The following is a 24,000-nucleotide window of genomic DNA, read 5'->3' on the forward strand; positions in this document are numbered from 1 at the left end:
GGTGGGGCAGGCATGGCCGAACCATGCGGAAGGCATTTTCAGGCGGAGCCCGGGAACGAGGGGAACCGCTGTTGCGCCCACCCCGTCCACAGGGTCCACGCCGTCCACCCTGTCCACCCGGCGCCTGCCCCTGAAAGAAAGGTTCATCACAACGGCGCGGAGAATACGGTTGACGAGGCGGAAGCGCGGAGGGTATGGATAGGGCGAAGAACCACTGTCGACGATGTTTTCCAGGAGGTGCCATGCGATTTGTTTTTTTTGTACTTTGCGGGGTGTTCTGTTTCGCCTGTTCGACGGACACGGTCTGGCATTTGTCCGGAAAAACCATGGGGACCACCTATCATATCACGGTGGTCGGCAGGGAGAACCCCGAGGACCGCGATCTGTCCGGGTCGGTTCGCCGCCGGCTGTCAGAGATCAATCATAGCATGTCTTTGTTTGACCCGGCCAGTGAGCTGTCCCGGTTCAACCGCACCGGGGCCGGGGAGGCGGTCTGCGTGTCCGATGACTTCAGGCGGGTGTTTGAGGAAGGACGGCGGCTGTTCGTTCTAACAGGCGGGGCCTGGGACGGGACCCTGGCACCCTTTGTCAATCTTTGGGGCTTCGGAGTCGACCCGACAGACGGGGCGATGCCGGAAGAGGCGGCCCTTGAACGGGTTCGGTCCTGGGTGGGGTATGATCGGATTGCCGTGAACGGCGAGGGGTGTCTGGTGAAAACCGTGGCGGAAACGGCCCTGGATTTCGGCTCCATCGCCAAGGGCTATGCCGTGGACGTGATTTGTGAGCTTGTCATTGAAAAGGGCTACCCCGACTGCCTGGTGGAGATCGGCGGCGAGGTCAGGACGGCGGGGTCCAAAAAGGGGCGACCCTGGGTGATCGGCATCAACATCCCCAAACCGGAAGCCTCCGCCGATGCGGTTCTGACCTCTCTGCCCCTGTCGGGCCGGGCCATCGCCACCAGTGGAGATTACCGGAATTTCAAGGACCGTGGGGGTGTTCGCTACACCCATGTGATCGATCCCAAAGACGGCAGGCCGGTAAAAAACACCGTGGCCAGCGTGTCGGTGCTGGCCGATACGGCCGTGTTTGCCGATGGTCTGGCCACGGCGCTGATGGTGATGGGCGACGAGCGGGGGCTGGCTCTGGTCGAGGGCTTGGACGGTGTGGACTGTCTGTTTATTCTGAGAAACGATGCGGGCGGGTTCCGGCTCTCGGCCTCGTCCGCATGGCCGACGCTACCGTGAGGCTATCCATCGGATGACGCGGCTGATGACGGTGAAGATGTCCGGCGCGTCGTTTCTCAGGGTGCCGGTGTAATGGTCGAGCACCACGGTGCCGGTGCTGCTTCCCAGGGTGGGACGCTCTTTGAACTTTTGGCGTTCGATCCGTTCGTTTTCCTTTTTCAGCATTTCTTTTCGCTGCTCATTGAGCAGTTCGCCGCCGGCCTTGACCCATTCCAGAAGATGGCGGAGTTCTCCGCCGTCCAGCCACATGCCGTGTTCGGGACAGCGGTCGATGATCACGCCGCTCCTTACTCCGAAGTTCACCCGGTTCATGATGGTGCCGCAGACCGGGCAGGGGATGTAGGCGGCCGGATAATCCCTGCCGGGACTGTGAAGGGAAAGGTCCGCGAGTTTTTTCCGGTCGATGTGGTACACATGGTCGATGGACGCCTTGATCAGGGCCTCCAGCTCCCCGGTGTCGAAGAACAGGCCCAGGCACTGGTCGCAGCGCTCGATCAGAAAGGTGCCGTCCACCTTCAGGTCGATGGTCTGGAGGCTGATCTTGCAGCGGGGGCAGGTCCGCTGGGTGTCCGGGGCATGGAGGGTGTAGCGGTGAATGCCTTTCAGGTCCGTGTCGTTCTTGCTCCCGCAGTACACGCAGATGTTGGAATGGGGGGGCAGCGGCGCGGAACAGTTGTCACAATTGGCCATGGGCGCTCGAATCGATGGGTGTGGGTGTCTGCCGGTCGGCAGCGGGCCTGACCGGCGTCTTATTGTTACAGGTGTCGTCCCTCCGCGGCATCAGGACGGGAGGGGCGGGGGCACGGCGTCGAAATCACGTTTCAGTTCATCCATCTCCGAGGCCTTGATCCAGGTATCGAGCCCTTTTTTCCAGGTCGGTGTATCCGGGGCGATGAGCCGGTCTTTGATCATTTCGCAAATGATTTTTCTGGAAAAGGGGCCTTTCTGTTCGCCCTTGAGCGCCACGAAGTAGTCCACGGTTTCCGAACCGGGCAGGGGAGGAGGCGTCGCTCCCCCTGTTGTCTGGGGCGGCTGGGGGCCCAGGGCCTTGCCCATCTGGTTGGCCATGGCGAATCCCATGCCCATGCCCACACCGGCCGAGGCGTCCCCGCCGGGATTTTCGGCGGCTTTTTCCATGGCGTTGGCGGTCTGGAACTGGGTGTAGCGGCTCAGGTCGCCGATGATGCCCATGCTGCTCTTCTTGTCCAGGGCGTCTTCCACGTCCGGCGGCAGACTGATGCTCTCGATGACCAGTTTGGTGATGTCGAGGCCGTAGGCGTTGAATTCCGGCGCCAGTTTGGCGGAGACGAACCGGGCCAGCTCGTGGTAGTTGGACGCCAGATCCAGCACGGGGATCTTGCTTTCAGCGAGGATGTCTGCAAAGCGGCTTGCGATCATGCTCCTCAGCTGATCGCTGATCTCATCCATGCTGAAATGGGCGTCGGTGCCCACGATTTCCCGGATAAAGACCGAGGGGTCCGAAACCTTGACCACATAGGTTCCGAAGGACCGCAGACGGACCGGGCCGAATTCCGGATCCCTAAGCATGATAGGATTCTTGGTCCCCCACTTGAGATCGGTGAAGTTCCGGGTGTTGATAAAGTACACCTCGGCCTTGAAGGGGCTGTCAAATCCGTAGTACCAGCCCTTGAGGGTGGTCAGCACCGGCAGGTTCTTTGTGGTCAGGCTGACCATGCCCGGGCCGAACACGTCGGCGATTTTGCCTTCGCTGACGAACACCGCCACCTGGGATTCCCGGACGGTGAGTTTTGCGCCGTACTTGATTTCGTTCTGGTAGCGGGGGAAGCGCCAGACCAGGGTGTCACGGGAATCATCGGTCCATTCGATGATATCCACCAGTTCCGCTTTGACTTTATCCCAGAGTGCCATTAAGGGTCTCCTTGTGTCCGGGCGGGGGCAGGTGAACGCCGCCCGGTGCCGTCTGATCAGTTGACGATGAACCGTAAGGTCTTGACCGGTGTGCCGGAGGCGGTGACGATGTCCACTTTCCAGTTGCCTTTGTCCGACGGGGTGATGGTTTTGGAGCTGAAGGTGCGCCAGGCCGATGAGGCGCCCACGGCCAGGGGGACTTCGGCCACGGCTTCGCCGTCGTGGTACCAGACGTGTTTGATTTCGGTGTCTTCCTGAGACTGGATGCGTGAAAAACAGAACAGGGAATGGATGTCGCTGGTGAAGATGTCCCCGGGGGCCACGGGCTCGCGGTCGCTGACGCTTTCGCAGATCCGGGCCTCGATGACGGTTACCGTGGGGGCGGCGGGCTCGTCGGCGGTGTAGGTGATATCCCCCTCGTCACCCATGGCCTCGTCCACGACCGGTTGGGGCGGTGCCGTGTCGGGGGCGGTGACCGAAGCTTCCGGGGATGCGGCGGGTTCTGCAAGGTCGTCGGCCCGGCCGGGACCTGCCGTCAGGACAAACAGACATACAAACATGATGAAACAGATTCGGATCGTTTTCATGGCGTTTTCTCCTGTTTGATAAAGGGTGATGAACTCGTAAAAAGTCATCAAGGTTATTTTCCGCAGCACTTTTTGTATTTCTTACCGCTGTTGCACGGACAGGGATCGTTCCGTCCGATTTTTGGTTCGCTTCGGATTACCTGCCCGGGGAGGACGGCGTCGCCGTCGTCGAAAAACCATTCCCCGTCCACTTTGACAAAGGAGGCCCGTTCATGATGACGGGTCCGCTCGCCTTTGACCGTGTAATGGGCGATGAATTCGACCATCCCGGTGTCGTCGTTTTCTCCCCCCTTTTCCGTTGACAGGATTTCCAGGCGGTTCCATTGGGACTTGGCCGCCCAGGTATGGGTTTCCTTCTGATTGTGCGTGGCCCTGCGGGACGGGTGAAGGGAGGTGAGAAGAAAATCCGTTTGAACCTTGGCGAAGGCCGAGTAACGGGCGCGCATGAGTTCGACGGCGGTTTGGGCTTTTCGCGCTTGGGTGATGACGGGTTCGCAGCAGTCGTTATAGTCTTTTCCGGATCCGCAGGGACAGGTGCTCATGAAAACTCCTTCATTCAGTATGGTTCAAGGATGTCAGGCCGGCCGCAGGTGCGCCGGCCGGTCATCAGGCGCGCGCGCGGCATGCACCGTTATAGGCAATCCCATGGATAAAATAAATACAAATTTTTAAAATATCACCGGGCCGTGCGCATCTGTTCAGGGTCCTGACGGAGGGCCGTCCTCCGTTAGAACTCCTCGTCATCTTCGGCAAAGGCCTTGATCAGCGGGGCGATGATCGGCGAGAGTTGGGACAGGGGAATGGCCTCCACCGGGATCTTGTGTTTTTTTGCCAGGGCTTTGAACACGCTTCCGGCCTTCGAGTTTTCGGGGATAATGAGTTTTTTCGGCGGTTTGCCCTGTGCTTTCAGCGCTTTGTCGAACAACTGCACCACATCGGATTCCTGGGGCACCTCGTCGGCCGCTTTGGCAAGGACATGGCCGTACACATGGGCGCTGACGGCGTCTAACAGCACATACACGTCATAGGGATCATCGTTGACGATCAGAAAGTTGTCATTGATACGGATGGCGATCCAGGCTTCATCTTTTTTCAATTGACTCGGTTTTGTCATGCTTTATACGTTATCCTTAAAACAATTCGTGATACTCAGGCGATCACCATGACCGGCCTGAAACCCAATCCTTTTCCCGAAAGGGCTTCGGGAAAACTGAACCGTCTTGAACACCTGAGGCTCCAGGCGTCCATCATAAAATTTCCCCCACGGGCGACCCGGTCCGCCGGTCCGTCGCCGTCCGTTAGGGGATTGCGGCGACCATGGGCGGCGTAGGCCGTTTCCGAATACACATCCCGGCACCATTCCCAGACATTGCCGCTCATATCGTACAGGCCCAGTCCGTTGGGTTTTTTCAGCGCCACGTCGTGGAGAAAGCCCTCGCTGTTTTCACCATACCAGGCCACGGCATCCGGGCTGTCCGATCCGGCGTACCGCTCATGCTTTCCCCCGCTGCGCGCCGCGTATTCCCACTGGGCCTCGGTGGGCAGGCTGAAACGTCGTGCCCCGTTGTGGTGCTCGTTGAGGATCCGGAGAAAGTCCCGGATCTGGTCGTAGTCCACAAAGGTCACCGGATGATCGGGCCCCCTGGTTTCGCTTTCAGGCTCACGTCCGGTTACCTGCTGGAACTGGCGGTTGGTCACCGGGGTTTTTGCCATATAGAATGCGTCGAGTTCAACGTCGTGAATCGGTTGTTCGTTCTCAAGGCCGTCGCCTTCGGCGTCACCCATCATAAAGGATCCCGGCGGAATCCGGATAAAGTCAATCCCCGACCGGGGCTCGGTCCAGGTGCCCGAAGCTGCCGTACCGGATGATCCGGCTGCGGCCTTTTTGCCCGGTTTCAGGCGGGTGTGGCACTCGGGACAGATCACCCAGTGGGCTTTGGTCTCCGATCCGCAACCGGGACAGGCCGGACCCGGAAGCCTCGCTTCGCAGGCCGGGCAGAGGGTCCAGTGAGGCCTGACCTCTTCGCCGCACCGGGCGCAGGTTTTCACGGCCTGACTTGTCATGACGGTTGTTTCCTGAACACGGTGCCGTTGAAGGTGGCGATCAGCTCGTCACCCTTGAACACATCCATCCGGTACACCCCGGTGCGCCGCGTGGTGTGGATCCGTCTGGCTTCGGCCCGGATCACATCCCCGAGTGCGGCGGTTTTCAAAAAGGACCCGCTGACATCGAGGGCGAAGGAAGGCCGGTGATCGCTGTTGCTCGCCGCTGAAAACGCCGCGTCGGCCAGGCTGAACACCAGCCCGCCGTGGACCGCTCCGAGAAAATTGAACATATAGTCCTTCACGACCAGCGAGCAGGACGCAAAGCCGTCGTCCACCCGGTCGATGCTAATTCCCAGATGCCGGACATAAGGGTCATTGATGATGTGTTGTTTCAACATTTCCTGTGAACCGCAAGCGTATAATTGAATCCTGTTTGAAAGAATGAATTCTTCTTAGCGCGTTTTTCTGTCAATAACAACATGAAATGAAAGGAAATCACAGAAAAAAATTACCGCATCCCGCCCACAGGGATGCTATTGCATGTTTTTTCCATTTTTTATATGAAGGGGCGATAACTGAAACCCGAGGAGACGACCCATGGAAGACCTGTCGGAAACAGCCCTTCGCCATTATCTTGAATTTCTGGAAAAAATTGACGGATTCTGCCGGGCTGCGGACGAGGCCCTGCCGGGAGCCATGGCCTGCCGCAAGGGCTGTGATTCCTGCTGCCGTCATCTGAGTCTGTTTCCCGTGGAGGCCGTGGCCCTTCGCCTTTCCCTGGACCGGGTTGAAGACGGGGTCCGTGAGCGGATCAGGGAAAAGGCCCATGAGGCCCTGGATGATCCCGACGGGCCCTGTCCTCTGCTGGACGGGTCGATCTGTCTCCTGTATCCGGCCCGTCCGATTATCTGTCGGACCCACGGCTATCCGATTCTGGTCGATAAGGGCCGTGAAAAAATCATCGATCATTGCCCCCTGAATTTCATCGACGGCCGGGAAATCCCCCGCAGTCACATTCTGGATCTCGAGACCCTCAACACCGCCCTGACCGCCATCAACCGGCTGTTCATGGACCAGGTGTTCGGCGATCCCCGGGCCATGGACCGCCTGTTGATGGCCGAGGCCCTCCTGATGGATTTTGACGGTTGAAGCGTCTGTGGCATGGCATTGAAAAATCGAGACTTTACACTGTTATCTCAGGTGTGCTAATCTGACCCATCGTCTTTTTTCCCATCGTGTATCATCCCTGTTTTTTCATCTGTGGCCATCGGGACGTTCATACCCGGTGAGATCTTTTTTGGCAACCGTGGGTCCTGGGCGCACACATCAATCCGGAGCCGGACAAGGAGGACGTATGGCGGAATGTGAGTTGCTTGACAGTTGCGGTTTTTTTCGTAAGTACATGAATTCCCACGAAGCGGCCTGCAAGGGGCTTATCGCCATGTACTGCAGGGGACCCAAGCAGGCCGGCTGCAAGCGGAAGGAGTATCGGACCAAGCACGGAAAACCTCCGGTGGACGAAATGCTGCCCAACGGCGCCATGTTCAAACCATGACAGGGGTCAGGTCGAAAACCAGGTGACCACCGGTTCGCGCATGATGATCTCCTTGGCCTCGGCGGCGGACTTCGCTTCTTCCGGGAAGGGTTCTGTGAGGTTGGCGATGTGGTGGAGGTTGTCCGCCGTCCTCAGAATCAGCCGCGAGAGGTCGCCTTCGGCCAGACCCGAATCGGCGCAGACCTCCTCCCAGTCGTTGCCCGAGGCCCAGGCGTAAACGCTGACGGCGGGCTGGAGGAACAGGGGGGAGACGTCGAATCCGCTGTCTAACATATTGTGGGCAAAGGGCGTGAGCAGGCGTTTGACCTTCAAAAAGGCGGTCACCAGTTTTTTCGGGGCGTTTTTCCTGTCCGCGGCCGTATCGCTGAACTCCCTTTCGTTGACGAATGATGAGATGATGGCCGCCAGAAGGGCCGGATCGTTTTTGGGGAACAGGTTCAGGCGGAATCCTTCGGCCACCAGAAGCGGGGTGTCGATCCTCAGGCGCGAGGCCCAGATGCCGTCGTCGGTCAGGCGGTTGTTTTTATCGACAAAACCTTCCTGTTTGAGAAAATCCAGATGCAGCAGAAAATCCCCCCACAGGTAATCGTTCTGGCCTTTGAGTCCGAAAATCTTATTCCCCACGGCTTCACCGTTTTTCTGTTTGAGCAGGTAAGTGGCGAAGGAATTCTGCAAAAGGGCCCGGATCTGGTCGGGTGAGTTGGACAGCAGAAGGTTCAGCACCATGGAAAAATTGATCCGGATCTGGCTGAGCACGCTTTCCGGCGGGGTGTTGACCAGCTTGGCCATCAGCCTGAGGTTCATGAACTTGCCGGGCAGGGCCACGGCAAAACCGATGTTGTCCATACCGCGCCTGCCGGAGCGACCGGTCATCTGGCTGAATTCCGTGGGCGTCAGGCTGATGAAGTCCACCCCGTTGAACCGGTCCGAATTGAGAATCACCACGGTCCGGGCCGGGAAATTCACCCCGGCGGCCACGGTGGAGGTGGCGAACATGGCGTCTAAAAGGCCTTCGGCCATCAGGGTTTCGATCACCACTTTCCAGGCCGGAAGCTGACCGCTGTGATGGGACCCCACGGCGTAATTTTCCAGGTTCCACCGTTGTTTGTGGGTCTTAATGTGGGCGTTGGCCGACAAAAGCTCGTCGACCCGGCGTTGCAGGGCTTCCTTGCGGTCCGGGTCCTCATCGAGTCCTTCGGACGAGCAGAGCTGGATGGCCGTGTCGCAATCGACCCGTGATTTCATGAAAAAAATGGCCGGCAGAAGATCGTAATGCCGCAGCACCCGAAGGATGGCATCCATGGGGGGCAGTTTGCCCGACCGGGCCAGTTGGGGGGCGTTTTTCTGGGCGGCAAATTCGGCCACCTTTTTATAAAGTCCGCCCTTGCCGCCCGGTGCGGCCATCAGGGGCAACAGCGTGCCGCCGGGATGAAAAAAAAGCGGGAACAGCGGAACGGGTCGCCTGGTTTCCTCGATGATCCGGCAGGGATTGCCCCGGACCCGGCTCAGCCAGTCGGCGATCTGATGGGGGTTGCCGATGGTGGCCGACAGCATCAGAAGGGGAATCCGCGAGGGCAGGTAGATCATGATCTCTTCCCAGACCACGCCCCGCTCGATATCTCCCAGAAAATGGGCCTCGTCTAATATCACCAGGTCGCAGCCCAGGTCCCTGCCGCTGTGCATGCTGTCGTAAAGCTGGTTTCTGAGGATTTCCGTGGTGCCGATGATCACCGGCGCATCGGCGTTTTCCTTGATGTCCCCGGTAAGAATGCCCACCGTGTCTTTGCCGAACACCTCCATCAGCCGGGCGTAGATCGTGTTGGTCAGGGCCTTGAGCGGGGTGCCGTACCAGACTTTCTGATTGTTTTTCAGGGCCTTGTCAATGGCCTGCTCGGCGATCCAGGTCTTGCCCGAACCGGTGGGGGCGGTGACCAGGCAGTCCGAATGGCCGATGGCGTCGACGGCTTCGAGCTGAAAGGGATCGGGCACGAAGGGCTTTTTTTCCGGCACGCCGATGTGGCTGAAGATTTTTTTCAGGACCCTGTCCGCACCGGGTCTGATGACGACCTGCTGAAGGGGCGGTCCCGCCTTTTTCTTTCGTGGATAGTATTTTTTCGGGCGTTTTTGTGTCATGGTCTCCGGGATGCTTTAAAAATGGCTAAAATTTTCAAGCCATTAATAAACGTTTCCCCCCGTGAGGTCAAATGCTTTTTTCCACGGTGGGAACGGTCAGAACTCGAAGACGACGCCCAGGTTGAACACGGATGAATCGTTTTCACGCCCTTCGGTGGTAACGAGGTAGCGCCCCGAAACGGTCAGGCGGCATTGGGGAGAAAGCCGGATGCGGACCCCGGCTTCGGGATAGATGCAGGCTATCACATCGTCGATCACATCTTTTTCTTCCCCGGATTCATCGACCCGTCCATCCTCGTCGTTGTCTTCTCCGTCATTGTCGGCCGATTCCTTTTTTTTGGTATATCCGCCAAAAAGACCCATGCCGATGAAGGGGGTGGCCACGGTACGATGGGAAAACAGGCTGAGCCGAACCCCTGCATTGGCCCCGCCGAACACGTCGTCGAACCGTTCGGACGCCAAAAAGGCGACGCCGCCCCGGAGACTTAGATGGTTACCGGTGTAACCGAAAAGACCGAGTTCACCTCCGATCATATCCGGATCGGAGCCTCCGGATAATTCCAGATATATGCCGGTGGGGTCGGTGGTGTCATCCGGGACGTCCCGGGCGTAAGCGGGACAATCGAAAAAAAGGCAGATCAGGGCGAAGGCCATGGCTCGCGTCACGGTGTGTCTCCTTTGGGCTGGGGCGCCTGGTCAACGGGCCGGTACTGGCGGGCCAGCCACTGGGCCAGGCCGTCCAGGCCGGGAAAGAGCATGCGTTCGGTGATGTTGGCCTGATCGAGTTTGTCCCGAACCTCCCATTTGAGAGCGGCAGGGATGATTACCCGGCGGTAGACCTCCGGATGACGGAGCAGCCAGTCGTCCATCAGCGTGGACGGATCGGACATCACCGAGAAAAAGGCGAACTGGTTGATGATGCGTTCGGCAATGGAGGGCGGCTCGAAGAACAGGACCAGGTCTTCGGGTACCAGGTTGTCAAACAGATGGATCTGCGGTACGGTGCTCTCCAGCATCTGGAGGGTGAACACATGGGCCCCGGCCCGGGTCAGGGTGTTGAGAAGTTTGGGCGGCAGCATGCGGTTGACCTTCACGTAGTCCACATGCCAGATGACGCCGTCCTTGTCGAACTTGTCGGTTTTGTCGGTGGCGAAATGCATGGCCACGAACGGTGAATAGGTCCAGTCGATCAGCCGGGTGGGCAGGCCGTGGTGCTGGGCGATGGTCAGCCATTTCCAGTCCGAATGGGCATCGCCGCAGTCTTTGATCTGGGCGTATTTCTTGAAATTTCTGAGAAGATGGTATTCGAGGTGCCGGTTCTCCCCGCAGTTTCTCAAAAAGCTGTTGGCCATGGTGTAGTTTCTGTCCGACACGCCCCGGAAGGCGTAATTGGACCTGAACCTGCCGATGTCGGGCTGGAAGGAATGGTCATAGAGGGTCTCGCAGAGTTCGCTCCAGGAATGGACGACAATATCGTTCCGGTCGATGGACATGGGTCTTTCACTCCGGTCGTTGAAATTCAAGTTTGGAACAGCAAACGACGATATACTGTCATGAAGCAGGATAAATGTCCATACGGTCGGAAGAAAAAACCGGGTAAGGAACAGGATGCCCGCAGCGTGGGGCAGGTGTCGGCGGTACCGGTTCCGGGAGGGAGCCGCCCGAACCTCACGACCACGGCAAAAAGGATGCTGGTGATGAAGAAAACACTGTTGTTGTGGATACTCCTTGTGGTGACCGCGCCCGGGGCCGCATGGGCACTGACCGACTATTCCGACCAGTTTGACGGCAAGACCATCCGGGCCGCCTACCGGGCCGGGCTGATCAGTCGGGAGGATTACCTGGTCTCGCGTCTGTCCGAGAGCTTCCGGCTCCGGGATGAACGCGCAGGCTCCAAAGCCTCATCCTCCGGTTTTTCTCCGAGAACCGGAAGGGAAATCACCCTTTTGCTCAAACAGGCGGCGGCCCATTACGACACCTTCAGCGACGAAGGCCGGGCCTTTGTGGACCGTCTGCTGATGCGGCCCACCAGCCCGGATGAGACCTGGCTCTCGAAAACGAATGAGCCGCCGTTTTATCTGCCTCCCGACGTTTTGTCCTTCAATCCTCCGGCAGATTCTCCCATTCACGGGATTTTTACGTTCTGGTACGTGACCCACGACACCCCCGACAGCAACGGCGTAAGGCACACCGCCACGACGGATTTTCTGGCGCAGGTGGTGTCCGCCTTTGAAACAGCCTATGTAACCGAGGTCGAGGATCTGGGATACCCGGCACCCCTTCCCGATACCAATGCCGAGGATCACGACAACGAGGGAAGCGGCACCATCGATATCTATCTGATGAACTGCGGGGCGTTCAATACCTATGGCTATACCGTTACCGTCGATGTCTATGAAGGAAACTCCTGTTCGTCGTTTATGGTGGTGGACAATGATTTTTCCTTTGCGGAGTTCGGCACGGAGCCTGTGCCGACCATGCAGGTGACCGTGGCCCACGAACTGCATCATGCCATCCAGTTCGGCATCAACGTCAACATGACCGATGAGTCCGAGGGCTGGATCATGGAAGCCACCTCCACCTGGATGGAAACCCAGGTGTTTCCCGATATTAAGGATAATATCCAGTATTTGAACGGATCCTATGGATTTTTCGCCAATCCCGGCGTGTCCCTCGATGACGTGGATCAATGGTACAACAACTGGATTTTTCTTGAATACCTGAACAGGAACTGGGGGACTGACAGTGTGTGGAGAATCTGGGACTATCTGGAAGACGTGGATATCGCCCACGTGGCCGTGGCCGTCGAACTGTCGAATCATGGAAAAACCTGGGCCCTCGCCCTGACCGATTTTGCCCTGAAGAATTACAACCAGACGGCCTTGTATCTGGATGCCGATCTGTACGACGAGGTCCGCATCGACAACGCCCCCGGTCAGATCCTGGATTATTCCACGCAGGACTCTCATCTGATCAATACGGGAACCCTCGAAGTCAATCATCTGGCGGCGTCTTACCACGCCTTTCGGCCCGGGCCGTCGATCGGCCCCGACGACAGCGACACCCTGCTGATCCAGGTGACCCGGCAGCCCGGCCGGACTCTCAAAGCCGCCGTGGCGGTCCGTCGTCCCGATGACAGCGTCAGTGAATACGAGCTGACGGAGGACTCCTGGGGACGATACGCCCTGTCCCTTTCACCCTTCAACCAGGCCGATGTGACCGAGGCGGTGGTGGTGCTGGTCAACCCGTCCACCAGCGGCACCATGGACCCGTCGTGGATGACCATTAAAGGCGGCCTGGGCCAGACCCTTCCTCCGGTGAACGACACCCTGGTGGCCACCGAGAGTAAGTCCTCCGGCTGCTTTATCGGTGCACTTTTCTGATTATAAAACAACCTGTGACCCGTTTTAGGGACGGGCCGTTTCAATGAAACAGCCGCCGCCTCCTCCTCCGTCCGATTCACTGTCCGGCCGTGAAACCAGCGGGGCGGAGCCCAGCCCCGAGGGATCCTCGATCATACCGTCTTCGCGATTGTCGTCATACGGCCCGTCATCGGTGATGAAGAGGGTGACGCTTCTTCGATCGGCGCTGAACACGGCCCCGTCGCCGGTTCCTCCGGAGATCAGGTTGCGGTCGAAATCGATCCAGCGGTCCTGGTCCGGCAGGTATTTGAACCAGGAGTAGCCGGTCGGTGCGGCCTGGGGAAAGTGAACGGACAGAACGGCGACGCCCCCTGCGGTGACGCTCATTTTCATGGAGATCAGTCCGAAAATCATCGACTGGGGCATTAAATCGCTGTGGATGTCGTCCCGATCCATGGGGGTCAGTTGAATCAACAGGCCGTCACTGACCAGCTGGGCGCCCAGATCGCGGTTGGTCGCGGATTTGAATGAAACCACGCCGGGCGGGTAGCTGACGATGCCGTTGTCCGCGATGGTGACAAGCATGAAATCGGTGTCCTGGCCGTCTACGGTGGTGACGGTCAGTTGAAAGCACAGGGTGTGCCCGCTGATGTCCGAAAGAGGGACCGTGAACGAGGGCGTGGGGGAGGTCCGGTCCGACAGGGTCACCGTTGCCGGCGTGACCGGGACCGTGGGATCGTCCGGCCGGGTCTGAGTCCAGAGCAGGGAACTCCGGCTGAGCGTCGGGTCGCTGAGGTTTCGGCCTGAAAGCGTCACCGTGGCGTTTTCGGTGACCAGCAGCTGGTCCGGGCCGGCATCGGCATCGGGCAGAGTGCCGGTGCCTCCGCCGGGATCCGCTTCGGTGACGGTCACGACGATTTCCTGGGCTTTTCTGATGTTGTCGGTGACCGTCACCACGGTGGACCCCGCCGACACGCCGAGAACGGTGACAATGCCCCCCGCTTCGGAGGGCAGGGCGATCCGGCTGCGGCGCGTGGCCACCCGGTAGGGGCTTTTGCCGCCCTGGATGGTGATGGTGCCCTGTTCGCCCTCGGCCACGGTCAGGGTGTAGGCCGACAAGGTCATGGGGACGATGACAAGGGTGACGGCGGCGGTGTCCGTGGCCCCGTCGTTGTCCGTGGCGGTAAGGGTCACGGTGTGGGTTCCGCTGGTCAGGGTCTCAAGGGAAAGTTGGGTTCCGGTGCCCAGGATGCCGTCCAGGTTGGACGACCAGCTCAGGTGTTCTCCGGTCAGTGCGCCGTCCTCGACATCATCGGCGGTGCCCTGGAAGGTGACCGGCATACCCTCGTTCACGGACAGGCCGTCTGCGGGGGCCAGCAGGGTGGCCACGGGCGGGGCATTCTGGGCCTTGATGGTGATGGACGCACTCCCAGCGGCCCCATCGTTGTCGGTGGCCGTGAGGGTGATGGTGTGTTCCCCCCGGGCCAGATTGTCAAGGGACAGGGAGGTGCCCGTGCCGATCACCCCTTCCCGGCTGGAGGTCCAGACCAGGGCGGCGTCCAGCAGAACCCCGTCTTCGGCATCCACGCCCGTGCCTTCGAAGCTGATGGTTTCACCGGATTCGAAGGTCGAATGATTGATGGGGCTGAGGATGGTGACCACGGGCAGGGTGTTGCCCACGCGGATCACGACGGGGGTGCTGTAGGTGACCGCACCGTTGCTGTCCGTGGCCGAAAGGGTGATGGTGTGGCGTCCCGTGGGCAGGGTGTTGATCGGCGCGGGGGTCGCTCCGACGGCAAAGGTGCCGGACAGGCTCGATGACCAGACCAGGGACGCCCCGGTCAGGGTGCCGTCTTCGTCGTCGGTGGCGATGCCGGTGAAGGTGATGAATTCCCCTTCATCGAAATTGGTTCCGGTCAACGGGGAGATGATGGTTGCCGTGGGCGGTGTGTTGCCGATGTGCACGGTGATGGAGGCCCGTCCGGTCACCCCCTCGCTGTCGGTGGCCGTGAGGGTGATGATGTGGCTGCCCTTGCTCAGAATCACGTTCGTGACGGCGTTGCCCGTGCCCAGGTTGCCGTCCAGGCTCGAGGCCCAGGACAGGGACGCGCCGGAAAGAAGATCGTCTTCCTCATCCATGGCGGACCCGGACAGGGTCAGGGGCGTTCCGGTCTCGTAGATGCCCCCGTCCGGCGGGCTGTTGATGGTGACAACCGGTGCGCTGTTGATGATGGTGATGGCGATGGCGGTGCTGTCGGTGTCACCCTGGCTGTCCGTGACCGTGAGGGTGATGGTGTGGGTCCCGATGGACAGGGTGGCGATGGGCAGAATGGTTCCGGTTCCGATGAGACCGTCCACACTGGACGTCCAGGTCAGGGCCGCGCCGGTGAGACTGCCGTCTTCCGTATCGGTCCCTGTGCCCCGGAAGGTAACGGTGGCACCCTGGTTGAACGATGCTCCGTCCGCCGGAGAGGTGAGGGTCGCAATGGGAGGTGAATTCCCCACGGTGATGGTGAGCGGGTCGCTGTCCGTTGAGGCTCCGCTGGAATCGGTGGCCGTGAGGGTGATCACGTGGTCGCCTTCGGGAAGGGTGTTGATGACCAAGGGACTGCCGGTTCCGATCTGCCCGGACAGGCTGGAGACCCAGACCAGGGAGGCGCCGGACAGGGGTCCGTCTTCGGCATCGTTGCCCAGGCCCGAGAAGGTGATGTCGGTGCCGGGGTAGAAGGAGCTTCCGCCCGGCGGTGATGAGATCGAGGCGGTGGGGAAGGTATTGTTGACGGTGATGATCACCGAGGCCGTGCCGGTGCCCGCAGGAGTGTAGGTGTCACTGGCCGTGAGGGTGATCACGTGGGTGCCGCTGGACAGATTGCCGAGGGTGAAGGTCGACCCGGTTCCGATGGGGGTCGCCCCTTCGAGGTTGGATGTCCAGACCAGGTTGGGGCCGGTGAGGGCACCGTCTTCCGTATCGACGGCGCTGCCCTGGAACAGGATGTCCTGGCCCATGTTGTAGGAGGTGCCGGCGGCGGGGCTGGTGATTACGGCTGCGGGATCATGGTTCCCCACGAAGATCGTCACCGACTGGGTGGCGGTGTTGACGGCCCCCACGCTGTCGGTCACTTCGAAGGTGATGGTGTGGTAGCCGGCGACCAGGGTATTGTCGGTGAACGCGGCCGAGGTGCTCAAATCACCGTGTTCGTTGCACGACCACAGATAGGACAGGGCGCTCTCCGGGTCTTCGGTGTCCTGCCCTTCACCGTTGAAATTGATGGGGTCTCCCGGATAGAAACTGGCGTTGTCAGGAGGGCTTAAAATAACGGCCGTGGGCGGATGGTTGGTGATAGTGACCGTGATGGGGGTGCTTTCCGTGGATCCGCCCTGGTCATCGCTGACCGTCAGAACGATCACATGGGTGCCGACCGCGAGGGTCGATACGGAAATCACGCTCTGGCTGCCGATGACCGTCGTGATTCCTCCGAAGGTCGATGACCACGAATAGCTGAGCACATCCCCGGTGTCGATGTCGGTTCCCGTTCCGGAGAAGGTGACGGCCGACCCGGCGGCAAAGCTGCTGTTGTTGGAAGGACTGGTGATCACGGCCGAGGGCGGATTGTTGGACACCGTGATGGTGATGCTTGTCCCGGAGGTAAGGCTCTCGCTGTCCGTGGCCGTGAGGGTGATGGTGTGGGTCCCGGATTTCAGGGTGTTGACGGAAAAGTTCTGGCCTGTCCCAATGGGGCCGTTCTTGCTTGATACCCAGACCAACGACTCCCCGGACAGGGGGCCGTCTTCCGTATCGACGCAGGAGCCGGTGAAGGTCACGTATTCCCCGCCCGTGTGGGCGCTGCCGTTGGCCGGCGAGGTAATGCCCGGCGGGTTCGGAGCCACAGCCAGGGATAATGACGGGCAAAGGCACACGATGAAAAGACCGGTGATCAGCGCCGACAGGGCAAGGCGGAAGGGTATGGCCATGGGCAAACGTTCGTCCCGTTTCATGAAAACCTCACATGTGAAGTAAGCCTGTTTCCTGCTTTCATCGGCAGATCCTTCACGGTCCTTGACCCCGTTGTGCCGGCGGGGCTCAGGGCTCGATGGTGATGGTGATGGTGTCGATATCTTCCAGATTTCCGGCGTCCACGGCCCGGAGATTGATGATGATGGTGCCCGCCTGGAAAAATCTCACGGTGGGACTTCCCCCCTCACCGATGACATCATAGCTCCCGGCATACCAGATCAGCGAGCGGCCGGTCAGGTTGCCGTCCTCGTCATCTGTTCCCGATCCGGAAAAGGGGATCGACTGTCCCACGGAAAAGGTGCTGCCGTCCGCCGGGTAATGGATGGCGGCGACGGGGGGCGTGTTGATGATGGTGACGGCCACCGATGCCGTATCACTGGTTCCGGCACTGTCCGTGGCCCGAAGGGTGATGGTGTGGGAGCCGCTGGTCAGGCTGTGGGTCGTCACGGTATTTCCGGTGCCGACCTGGCCGTCCTTGCTCGAATGCCAGACCAGGGACAGGCCGCTCAGAAGGCCGTCTTCGGCGTCGTAACCGCTGCCGGTGAAATCGATGAAATCTCCCAGGTTGTATGTCGATCCCGTGGTCGGATAGGAGATGACGGCCGTGGGCAGGGTGTTGGACTGCGGGTTCATGGTGATGGAGACCGAGGTGCTGCCGGCCCATCCCTGGCTGTCCATGGCGGTCAGGGTGATCTGGTGGGTTCCCTGGGAAAGGGCACCGGTGGTGAAATGGGTTCCGGTACCGATGTGTCCGTCAATGCTGGAATCCCAGGACAGGGAACTCCCGGCCAGAACACGGTCTTCGGCATCGGTGGCCGATCCCGTGAAGGTCACCGTGTGGTCAACCTGGTAGACCGCCTCATCGCCGGGGGATTCGATCCTGGGCGTCGGGGCCGTGTTGGACCGCGGACCGTTGTCGTCATCGTCGGACCCGGTGCCCACGATACTGATCAGGCCAAGGCCGATGACAAGCAGAATGAGTGTTTTTCGCACCAGCATGCGACAGGTATCAACGAGTGCGTTCATCGTCTGTCACTCCTTTTTTCTATCATCGTGAGAACAACGGCCGCCGCCGGTCCGCCGGCGATGCAGGCCAGAATATCCAGGATATCGAAGGTTCCCTTCGCAAAATAGTTCAGAAGCCGCCCCTCGGGCAGCACGAGCCCAAGGATATCGGGTCGGGCCTGACCCAGTTCGAACAGGATGTTGACCAGAACCCAGAACATGCAGGCCCCGTAAGCGGACCGCCTGGTCGTCATAAGGGCCGCCGTGATCAGTGAAAAGGCGAACACATGGGCAAAGGCCGGAAGATTGTCGCCCAAAACGCCGAAAACGTCCGAGCCGCAGAAACTCAGGCTGAAACGGCCGGTCAGCCGATCGATCAGCCAGGCCGATGACGGGGACCGGTCCGTCAGGTAAACCAGGGCTCCCAGCGTCAGGGCGGCCAGGCCGATCAGAATCGGCCGGGGGGATATGGTATCAGTGTGCTGAATACGCGGCCCCTCCCACGGCACCCGCGCCTGCTCCGATGGCGGCGGCGGCTTCGATTTCAGCGGCGGTGGCCCCCACGGCCAGACCGCCGACGGTTCCGGCGGCCACACCCACGGTGGCTCCGGCCAGGGCGGCCAGGATGGCCCGGGACAGCTTGGTCCCGTGGTAGGCCTTGACCTGCCTGGGTTCGATGAAAATTTTCGTATTTACGATGGCCACGCCGTTTTTGTAGCTGATCAGCCGGGCCTGGGCGCCCCGGAGATAGGCGTTGGTCTCACTGGTCACCTGGTCTTCGGTGATGCCGGTCATGCCGGACTTGGTGTAGGCCGTGACCAGGATGCCTGACAGGCGTTCGGACAGTTTTCGGTAGCCGTCGATGGTGGCGGCCCTCTCCGCCAGGTATTTCTTTTGGTGGATGCTGCCGTTTTCCGGGTCGAACCCTTCACCGAAGACGCTGATGGTGATCTTGTTGTCCGACTCGCCCGGCTCCACCCCGGGCACCAGATTGGAAATGCTTCGGATGGGGTTCTCGTATTTGAACACCTGATGGGAACTGGTGCAGGCCGCCCCCAAGGCCAGGGCCGTCAGAATCGCCGTGATTCTCAGGGTTTGTCTGAACATATTCACCGTGGTAACCCTCCCTCGTTCGTCTGTCTTATAAACGGTGCGTCGGTCGAACGGCCTCAGGCCATTTTTTACGAAAAGCCCGTTTGATGACCGGAAAAAATCAACGCAAAGAACGCTGTGTCAAACGACTATGCAATGGATGTGCCATGGGTTGGAAGCGTGTTACGACGGGTTTTGAAGCGAACGGAAGGATATGAAGCGGGAAAATTATTCCCGTCCGGTAGGAAAGGCTGTGAGGCCGAAATTTATGGGTCCGGCCCCCGGCCCGATATGCCGGGGGCCGGGATCGCGTTGTTCAGGAGCCTTTGATGTCGTTGATAAAGGCGTCGATGGTGACGGCGGGAAGCGTCAAGGTCTTGACGGTCCCCAGGGCGCCGATTTCCGTCGCGATCCGGTAGATGGCCCGTTCGTCCTTGACCCGGATCACGGTCAGAAAATCATAGGGGCCCAGGAGGGCGTACTGCTCGACCAGTTCGCCGCCCCGGTGGGCCAGGGATTCGGCGTTCAGACGGGTTTTTTCGGGATGGTTCTGAATGAGTTTCTTGCCTTCTTCGGTCAGGGTGGTCAACATGATATAAGTTTGCATAATGGACCTCCTTCTAAGAATAGGAAAAACGGGGTGAAACCATCGTCACGGGCGTCAACGGCTGACAGTGTGAATTATAAAGGAAGCGCTGGGCGTCGTCAATCGCCGGTTTCCGAAAAGAGCATGTCAGAGGTTGACGATCTCGTAAAAAGTAAGTTTTTGGACGGCTTCGTAAAATGTTCGAGATCAAGGCTTGCGAATCCGCAAGGAATGAGGCGTACTAAGGGTACGGCGCAGTGACGAGGGATGACGCGTAACGCTTAAGATCGGACTTTTTACGGAGCCGTCAGAGGCTGATCCGCCCCTGGAATACCGTTTCGGCCGGTCCGGTCATGATGATATGGTCCCGTGCCCTGTCCCAGGTGACCGAAAGATCGCCGCCGTCGAGGCGCACCCGAACGTTTTCGTCCGTTTTCCCGTTCAGGACGGCGGCGACCACTGCGGCGCAGGCCCCCGTTCCGCAGGCCAGGGTGATGCCCGCACCCCGTTCCCAGACTTTCATTTTCAGTTCGGATGACGATACGATCTCGATGAATTCCACGTTGGTTTTTTCAGGAAACCGTTCGTGGGTTTCAAGAAAGGGGCCCAGGGTGGTCACCGGGCTTCGGTCGGCGTCATCCACGACGATGACGGCATGGGGATTGCCCATGGACACGGCGGTGAACGTCACAGGGCCGTAAGGCGTTTCAAGGGTGTCGGTCAGCCCGCCCTCCGGGGAGGGCCGGAAGGGAACGGCCTCAGGATCCAGCACGGGGCGGCCCATGTCCACGGTCACGGCCGTGATCTGTCCCGTTTGATCGAAGACCAGTCGGGGGACGATGACGCCGGCCGGGGTTTCCACCCGGATTTCCGTTTTGCCGGTGATGCCGGATTCATAGGCGAAACGGGCCAGGCAGCGTATGCCGTTGCCGCACATCTGGGCTTCACTGCCGTCGGAATTGATGATGCGAAAGCCCAGGTCGCAGGTGTCTGACGGCCGGATGATCAGAAGGCCGTCGGCGCCGATGCCGAACCTACGGTCACAGAGTCTGACCGCCAGGCCGGGATACGGATGTTTCCGTTCCAGGGTGAGGCTGCGGTCGTCGATGAGGATGAAATCGTTACCGATGCCGTGCATTTTTGTAAAGGTCAGATCCATGATGTGCTCCTTGAATATGAAAGGAAGTCATTGTAAGCCGAAATGAGTGATTGCGCAATGCCAATCGCGGCTCGAAAGAAATTGGCATTGCGACTTGCCGCGCTATTTGGTACTTATTTGCGGTGTTTTGAACACGGATGAAGAAAACAGAAATGAGATGGAGGTGCCGACCATGAGAAAAATGAGTTTATACGATGAGGCCCATGTGCTTGTGGCCGCCGTCCGGGTTCTGGAATTCAGGAAAAGCGCCACGCCGTCCCTCAAGGAAATCAGCGACTTCCTCGGCATGAACATCGACCGGGTGACCCGGATCAGCAACGATCTGAGGCACCTGGGTATTGTCAATATGGTGGACGGCCCCTTTGAGAGCATGAATCTGATCGTGGCCGACCATACGCTGATCGAAACGATCTCAAGGGACGTCAAAGAGATCAACATGGAAGACGAGATCCGCAAATTCCAGGAAAAGTCGAAAAACGTCTACGAAGACAAGGTCAAGGCCTTCAAGGAAGAGGCCAAGAAGAAGGAGAAGGCCCTGTTCGACGCACTCCAGAAGAAGCTCAAAGAGGAAGTCAAAAAATGAGGGCGGCCTGAAATAAGCCCGATTCCCGCGTTGCGTCTCATCTCCCGTCACATGCCGACATCGCCTCGCCGGGCAGGTTCCCAGGCCTGCCCGTCTTTTTTTATCCTTTTACGACGCCGTCAAAACTTGATGAACTCGTAAAATGTCATCAAGTGACGGCAAAGAAAAACGTTCGAGTTCAAGGCGTCGCGAATCCCGAGGAATGAGGCGTACTAAGGGTACGCCGCAGTGACGAGGGATGAAGCGCAACGCAGAAATCGGACGTTTTACGAAGCCGTCAAAACTCGATCCCCACCGATTTCAATGACGCGATCATATGATCATGGTGGGATCCCTTCCAGACGATATTGCCGCAGTCCGCGCACTGTTTGAATTCATGATAGTAACGTTTGGTCTTGGGCTCCAGCCGGTCGAGAATGGTCTCTTTTTTCACGGGAACCAGCGGGGCGTTGCAGATCAAACATCGCGAAAAGGGACAAAGCGGCCGGGGCAGGGCGAAAAAATCGAGAACCTCCCGCAGCTGGTCAAGGGGTCTGAGCGCTCGGATGTATCGGCCGAAGACAATCATCCGACGTTTGAAAAGCTCGATGTCCTTTGACAGGAGGATCCGGTGCTCATCCCGGGTGATCCGGGCCAGTTCGTCATCGTTTGCGCCGGGAATAAAGGCGGCGTCGAGGCCGACCATGCGAAGAAACGGCGCCAGTCTGGCGACGTTTTCGTCAACCGTGAAGCGCAGGTCGGGAAGGGGGACGGGGCGAAGGGGGCCGGGTTTTAGGACATCGACGGGCGGCGTCAGGGGTTCGATGACAAGATGCAGAAACGATGTGGGAATGAAGCCAAAGTCCAGGAGTTTCCCCGTGTGACGGATGCCGCCGATTTCCGTGTGGGGGATGCCGATCGCTTCGATGATGTCGCAGACGGTTGTCTTGCGCTCAAGGCGGTAGACCACGGTCCGTGATTTTTTTCGTCGTTTCAAAAACGGGTCGAAGGCGGGATGAAAATCGAAAACAAGATCACAGGGTGCGTTTCGGGGCATGGCGGTCACGCGTCCCAGTGCCCGGGGATGACGGTACCGCAGAATGCGCAGCGGCCGTCTGTGATACGAAAATCGCCGATCCGGTAGCCGTTCCGCTCGATGATGCGTTGGTTGCAGCCGTGGCAGTAAGTGTGGCTGCCGTCATGGCCGGGGACGTTGCCCACATACACATAACGGAGCCCCTCGGCCATGGCGATCTCACGGAATCGGGACAGGACGGCCACGGGGGTGGGGGCCAGCCGGTCGAGTTTGTACTGGGGGAAGAACCGGGTGATATGAAGGGGATGGTCCGGGCCGAGGTTTTCAAGCATCCAGCCGACCATCCGCCGGGCCGTCTCCGCGTCGTCGGTGTAGCCCGGAACCACCAGATGGGTGATTTCCAGATGGACGTTTCTCTCGTGCAGGGTTTTCAGGGTCGCAAGCACCGGCTCGAGGCGTCCGCCGTTGAGTTTGCGGTAGACGGCGTCGCTGAAGGACTTGAGATTGATGTTGGCAGCATCGAGAACGGTGCACAGGGTGTTTAAGGGGCCGGGGTTCAGGTAGCCGTTGGAAATATAAAGGTTGGCCAGTCCCTGTGCCCTGGCCTGTCTGGCCGTGTCCAGCATGTATTCGAAAAAGGTGCTTGCCTCGGAATAGGTGTAGGCCACGGACAGGCAGCCTGAAGCCCGGGCTTCGGCGACGGCCGCCTCCGGAAAGAGGTCGCGGCTTTGAACCTCGTGGGGTTTGGCCTGGGAGATTTCCCAGTTCTGGCAGTTCAGGCAGCGGAAATTGCAGCCTGCCGCGCCGATGGAAAAGGCCAGGGTCTGCGGTTTGAAATGATAAAGGGGCTTTTTTTCCACCGGATCCACATGGACGGCGCAGGGATTGCCGTAGACCAGGGTGTACAGACGGCCCCCCTTGTTGACTTTCGACCGGCAGACACTGCGGTCGTTTTCCGAGAGTTCGCAGGCGTTGGGGCAGATATCGCAACGGACACGGCTGCCGGGAAGAGACGTGTAGGAAAAGGCTTCCCGGGACCAGGCCCAGAGTTCGTCCGGGGCGTCGTTTCTGAAAACCGTTCCGGTGATGTCCTCCGCGCCGGACGTCAGGACACCGGCGGTGAAGGCTTTGAGATCAAAGGCTCCGGGCCAGGCGAGGCAGGCCGGCAGGCAAAGGCCTGAGGCGATAAATCGGCGACGGGTGACGGGTGGCATTTTATCCCTCCCTCAACGTTTGTATAAGGGTGTTATAATACAGGCACGAAAAAAATTCAAATTGTCCGGCCGGTTTTCGTCCGGTCCGGTTCGATAGGGTTGTATTCTTTCTTAAACATCATTTCGATTAAAAATTGATGTTCATGCCCGACCATGTTATAGTTGCTCATAATTTTTACGGTACGATATCGACCACACCCATGTGCACGGCAAACAGACGAAACGAATTCTTGATGAACGCGTAAAAAGTTGTCAAACGACGGCAAAGAAAAACGTTCGAGTTCAAGGCGTCGCGAATCCCGAGGAATGAGGCGTACTAAGGGTACGCCGCAGTGACGAGGGGTGAAGCGCAACGCAGACACGAAGTGAAGCTTTAGCGCTAAATCGGACGTTTTACGAAGCCGTCAATTCTTGTCTTCATTCAACACAAAACGATACGCCTGACCGATTGTTTGACCGATTGTTTGTTTTTGGGATCGGGTTTGATTTTGGGATCGGGTTTGATTTTCACCCC

23 protein-coding genes are annotated in these 24,000 nt (G+C 59.2%); 5 read left to right on the forward strand and 18 right to left on the reverse strand.

Annotation, left to right across the window (positions count from 1 at the left end; genetic code table 11):
• Nucleotides 1-242: 242 nt before the first annotated feature.
• Nucleotides 243-1,244, forward strand: a complete 1,002-nt coding sequence (locus ACYQ11_RS05180) for an FAD:protein FMN transferase (RefSeq protein WP_459922688.1) — start codon at nucleotides 243-245, stop codon at nucleotides 1,242-1,244.
• On the opposite strand, the gene ACYQ11_RS05185 is transcribed toward ACYQ11_RS05180, so the two are convergent.
• The 7 genes from ACYQ11_RS05185 to ACYQ11_RS05215 all read right to left on the reverse strand — a co-directional run bounded on the left by ACYQ11_RS05185 (nucleotide 1,236) and on the right by ACYQ11_RS05215 (nucleotide 6,165).
• A complete protein-coding gene (locus ACYQ11_RS05185; protein WP_459922689.1) occupies nucleotides 1,236-1,934 on the reverse strand; it encodes a zf-TFIIB domain-containing protein in 699 nt (232 codons plus the stop codon). The genes ACYQ11_RS05180 and ACYQ11_RS05185 overlap by 9 nt on opposite strands.
• 90 nt (nucleotides 1,935-2,024) lie before the next feature.
• Nucleotides 2,025-3,134, reverse strand: coding sequence for an SPFH domain-containing protein (locus ACYQ11_RS05190; protein WP_459922690.1), 1,110 nt, complete (start codon nucleotides 3,132-3,134; stop codon nucleotides 2,025-2,027).
• 56 nt (nucleotides 3,135-3,190) lie between these two features.
• Nucleotides 3,191-3,721, reverse strand: a complete 531-nt coding sequence (locus tag ACYQ11_RS05195; protein ID WP_459922691.1) for a DUF2914 domain-containing protein — start codon at nucleotides 3,719-3,721, stop codon at nucleotides 3,191-3,193.
• Nucleotides 3,722-3,774: 53 nt separating this feature from the next.
• Nucleotides 3,775-4,263: a YchJ family protein gene (locus ACYQ11_RS05200; protein WP_459922692.1), complete on the reverse strand. Its 489-nt coding sequence runs from the start codon at nucleotides 4,261-4,263 to the stop codon at nucleotides 3,775-3,777.
• 185 nt (nucleotides 4,264-4,448) lie between these two features.
• Nucleotides 4,449-4,835 (reverse strand): hypothetical protein, encoded by a 387-nt coding sequence (locus ACYQ11_RS05205; protein WP_459922693.1) that lies wholly within the window; start codon nucleotides 4,833-4,835, stop codon nucleotides 4,449-4,451.
• Between the two features lie 35 nt (nucleotides 4,836-4,870).
• Nucleotides 4,871-5,785, reverse strand: a complete 915-nt coding sequence (locus ACYQ11_RS05210) for an SUMF1/EgtB/PvdO family nonheme iron enzyme (RefSeq protein ID WP_459922694.1) — start codon at nucleotides 5,783-5,785, stop codon at nucleotides 4,871-4,873.
• Nucleotides 5,782-6,165 (reverse strand): PaaI family thioesterase, encoded by a 384-nt coding sequence (locus tag ACYQ11_RS05215; protein ID WP_459922695.1) that lies wholly within the window; start codon nucleotides 6,163-6,165, stop codon nucleotides 5,782-5,784. Before ACYQ11_RS05215 ends, ACYQ11_RS05210 begins: the two co-directional genes overlap by 4 nt.
• A gap of 199 nt (nucleotides 6,166-6,364) precedes the next feature.
• Between ACYQ11_RS05215 and ACYQ11_RS05220 the strand changes: the two genes are divergently transcribed.
• Complete coding sequence (locus ACYQ11_RS05220; RefSeq protein ID WP_459922696.1) at nucleotides 6,365-6,916, forward strand: YkgJ family cysteine cluster protein; 552 nt, start codon at nucleotides 6,365-6,367, stop codon at nucleotides 6,914-6,916.
• Nucleotides 6,917-7,121: 205 nt separating this feature from the next.
• Nucleotides 7,122-7,322 carry a hypothetical protein gene (locus ACYQ11_RS05225; protein WP_459922697.1) on the forward strand — a complete coding sequence of 67 codons (201 nt, stop codon included), beginning with the start codon at nucleotides 7,122-7,124 and terminating at the stop codon, nucleotides 7,320-7,322.
• A 6-nt stretch (nucleotides 7,323-7,328) separates the two neighbouring features.
• On the opposite strand, the gene ACYQ11_RS05230 is transcribed toward ACYQ11_RS05225, so the two are convergent.
• The 3 genes from ACYQ11_RS05230 to ACYQ11_RS05240 all read right to left on the reverse strand — a co-directional run bounded on the left by ACYQ11_RS05230 (nucleotide 7,329) and on the right by ACYQ11_RS05240 (nucleotide 10,948).
• A complete protein-coding gene (locus tag ACYQ11_RS05230; protein WP_459922698.1) occupies nucleotides 7,329-9,455 on the reverse strand; it encodes a DEAD/DEAH box helicase in 2,127 nt (708 codons plus the stop codon).
• A gap of 96 nt (nucleotides 9,456-9,551) precedes the next feature.
• On the reverse strand, nucleotides 9,552-10,121 hold the full coding sequence (locus tag ACYQ11_RS05235; RefSeq protein WP_459922699.1) for a hypothetical protein: 570 nt from the start codon (nucleotides 10,119-10,121) through the stop codon (nucleotides 9,552-9,554).
• Nucleotides 10,118-10,948: an FRG domain-containing protein gene (locus ACYQ11_RS05240; protein ID WP_459922700.1), complete on the reverse strand. Its 831-nt coding sequence runs from the start codon at nucleotides 10,946-10,948 to the stop codon at nucleotides 10,118-10,120. The genes ACYQ11_RS05235 and ACYQ11_RS05240 overlap by 4 nt, the downstream gene beginning before the upstream one ends.
• Nucleotides 10,949-11,152: 204 nt before the next feature.
• On the opposite strand from ACYQ11_RS05240, the gene ACYQ11_RS05245 reads away from it, so the two are divergent.
• Entirely contained in the window at nucleotides 11,153-12,838 is a 1,686-nt protein-coding gene (locus ACYQ11_RS05245; protein WP_459922701.1) for an MXAN_6640 family putative metalloprotease, read from the forward strand.
• Between the two features lie 24 nt (nucleotides 12,839-12,862).
• Here the strand turns inward: ACYQ11_RS05245 and ACYQ11_RS05250 are convergent, their stop codons facing one another.
• The 6 genes from ACYQ11_RS05250 to dapF all read right to left on the reverse strand — a co-directional run bounded on the left by ACYQ11_RS05250 (nucleotide 12,863) and on the right by dapF (nucleotide 20,674).
• The gene (locus tag ACYQ11_RS05250; RefSeq protein ID WP_459922702.1) at nucleotides 12,863-16,813 is read right to left on the reverse strand and encodes a beta strand repeat-containing protein; all 3,951 of its coding nucleotides are present in this window, start codon (nucleotides 16,811-16,813) and stop codon (nucleotides 12,863-12,865) included.
• Nucleotides 16,814-16,898: 85 nt separating this feature from the next.
• The gene (locus ACYQ11_RS05255; protein ID WP_459922703.1) at nucleotides 16,899-17,858 is read right to left on the reverse strand and encodes a hypothetical protein; all 960 of its coding nucleotides are present in this window, start codon (nucleotides 17,856-17,858) and stop codon (nucleotides 16,899-16,901) included.
• Complete coding sequence (locus ACYQ11_RS05260; RefSeq protein WP_459922704.1) at nucleotides 17,855-18,346, reverse strand: hypothetical protein; 492 nt, start codon at nucleotides 18,344-18,346, stop codon at nucleotides 17,855-17,857. The genes ACYQ11_RS05255 and ACYQ11_RS05260 overlap by 4 nt, the downstream gene beginning before the upstream one ends.
• Nucleotides 18,312-18,950 (reverse strand): hypothetical protein, encoded by a 639-nt coding sequence (locus ACYQ11_RS05265; protein ID WP_459922705.1) that lies wholly within the window; start codon nucleotides 18,948-18,950, stop codon nucleotides 18,312-18,314. Before ACYQ11_RS05265 ends, ACYQ11_RS05260 begins: the two co-directional genes overlap by 35 nt.
• 295 nt (nucleotides 18,951-19,245) lie before the next feature.
• Nucleotides 19,246-19,536: a GYD domain-containing protein gene (locus tag ACYQ11_RS05270; protein ID WP_459922706.1), complete on the reverse strand. Its 291-nt coding sequence runs from the start codon at nucleotides 19,534-19,536 to the stop codon at nucleotides 19,246-19,248.
• 286 nt (nucleotides 19,537-19,822) lie between these two features.
• Nucleotides 19,823-20,674: a diaminopimelate epimerase gene (gene dapF / locus ACYQ11_RS05275; protein ID WP_459922707.1), complete on the reverse strand. Its 852-nt coding sequence runs from the start codon at nucleotides 20,672-20,674 to the stop codon at nucleotides 19,823-19,825.
• A 172-nt stretch (nucleotides 20,675-20,846) separates the two neighbouring features.
• On the opposite strand from dapF, the gene ACYQ11_RS05280 reads away from it, so the two are divergent.
• Nucleotides 20,847-21,257 carry a hypothetical protein gene (locus tag ACYQ11_RS05280; protein ID WP_459922708.1) on the forward strand — a complete coding sequence of 137 codons (411 nt, stop codon included), beginning with the start codon at nucleotides 20,847-20,849 and terminating at the stop codon, nucleotides 21,255-21,257.
• Nucleotides 21,258-21,534: 277 nt separating this feature from the next.
• Here ACYQ11_RS05280 and ACYQ11_RS05285 read toward each other — a convergent pair whose 3' ends face one another.
• Entirely contained in the window at nucleotides 21,535-22,293 is a 759-nt protein-coding gene (locus tag ACYQ11_RS05285) for a Mut7-C RNAse domain-containing protein (RefSeq protein WP_459922709.1), read from the reverse strand.
• A 5-nt stretch (nucleotides 22,294-22,298) separates the two neighbouring features.
• On the reverse strand, nucleotides 22,299-23,486 hold the full coding sequence (gene amrS / locus ACYQ11_RS05290) for an AmmeMemoRadiSam system radical SAM enzyme (protein WP_459922710.1): 1,188 nt from the start codon (nucleotides 23,484-23,486) through the stop codon (nucleotides 22,299-22,301).
• Nucleotides 23,487-24,000: the final 514 nt, after the last annotated feature.

It is taken from the genome of Desulfatiferula olefinivorans (assembly GCF_054657895.1).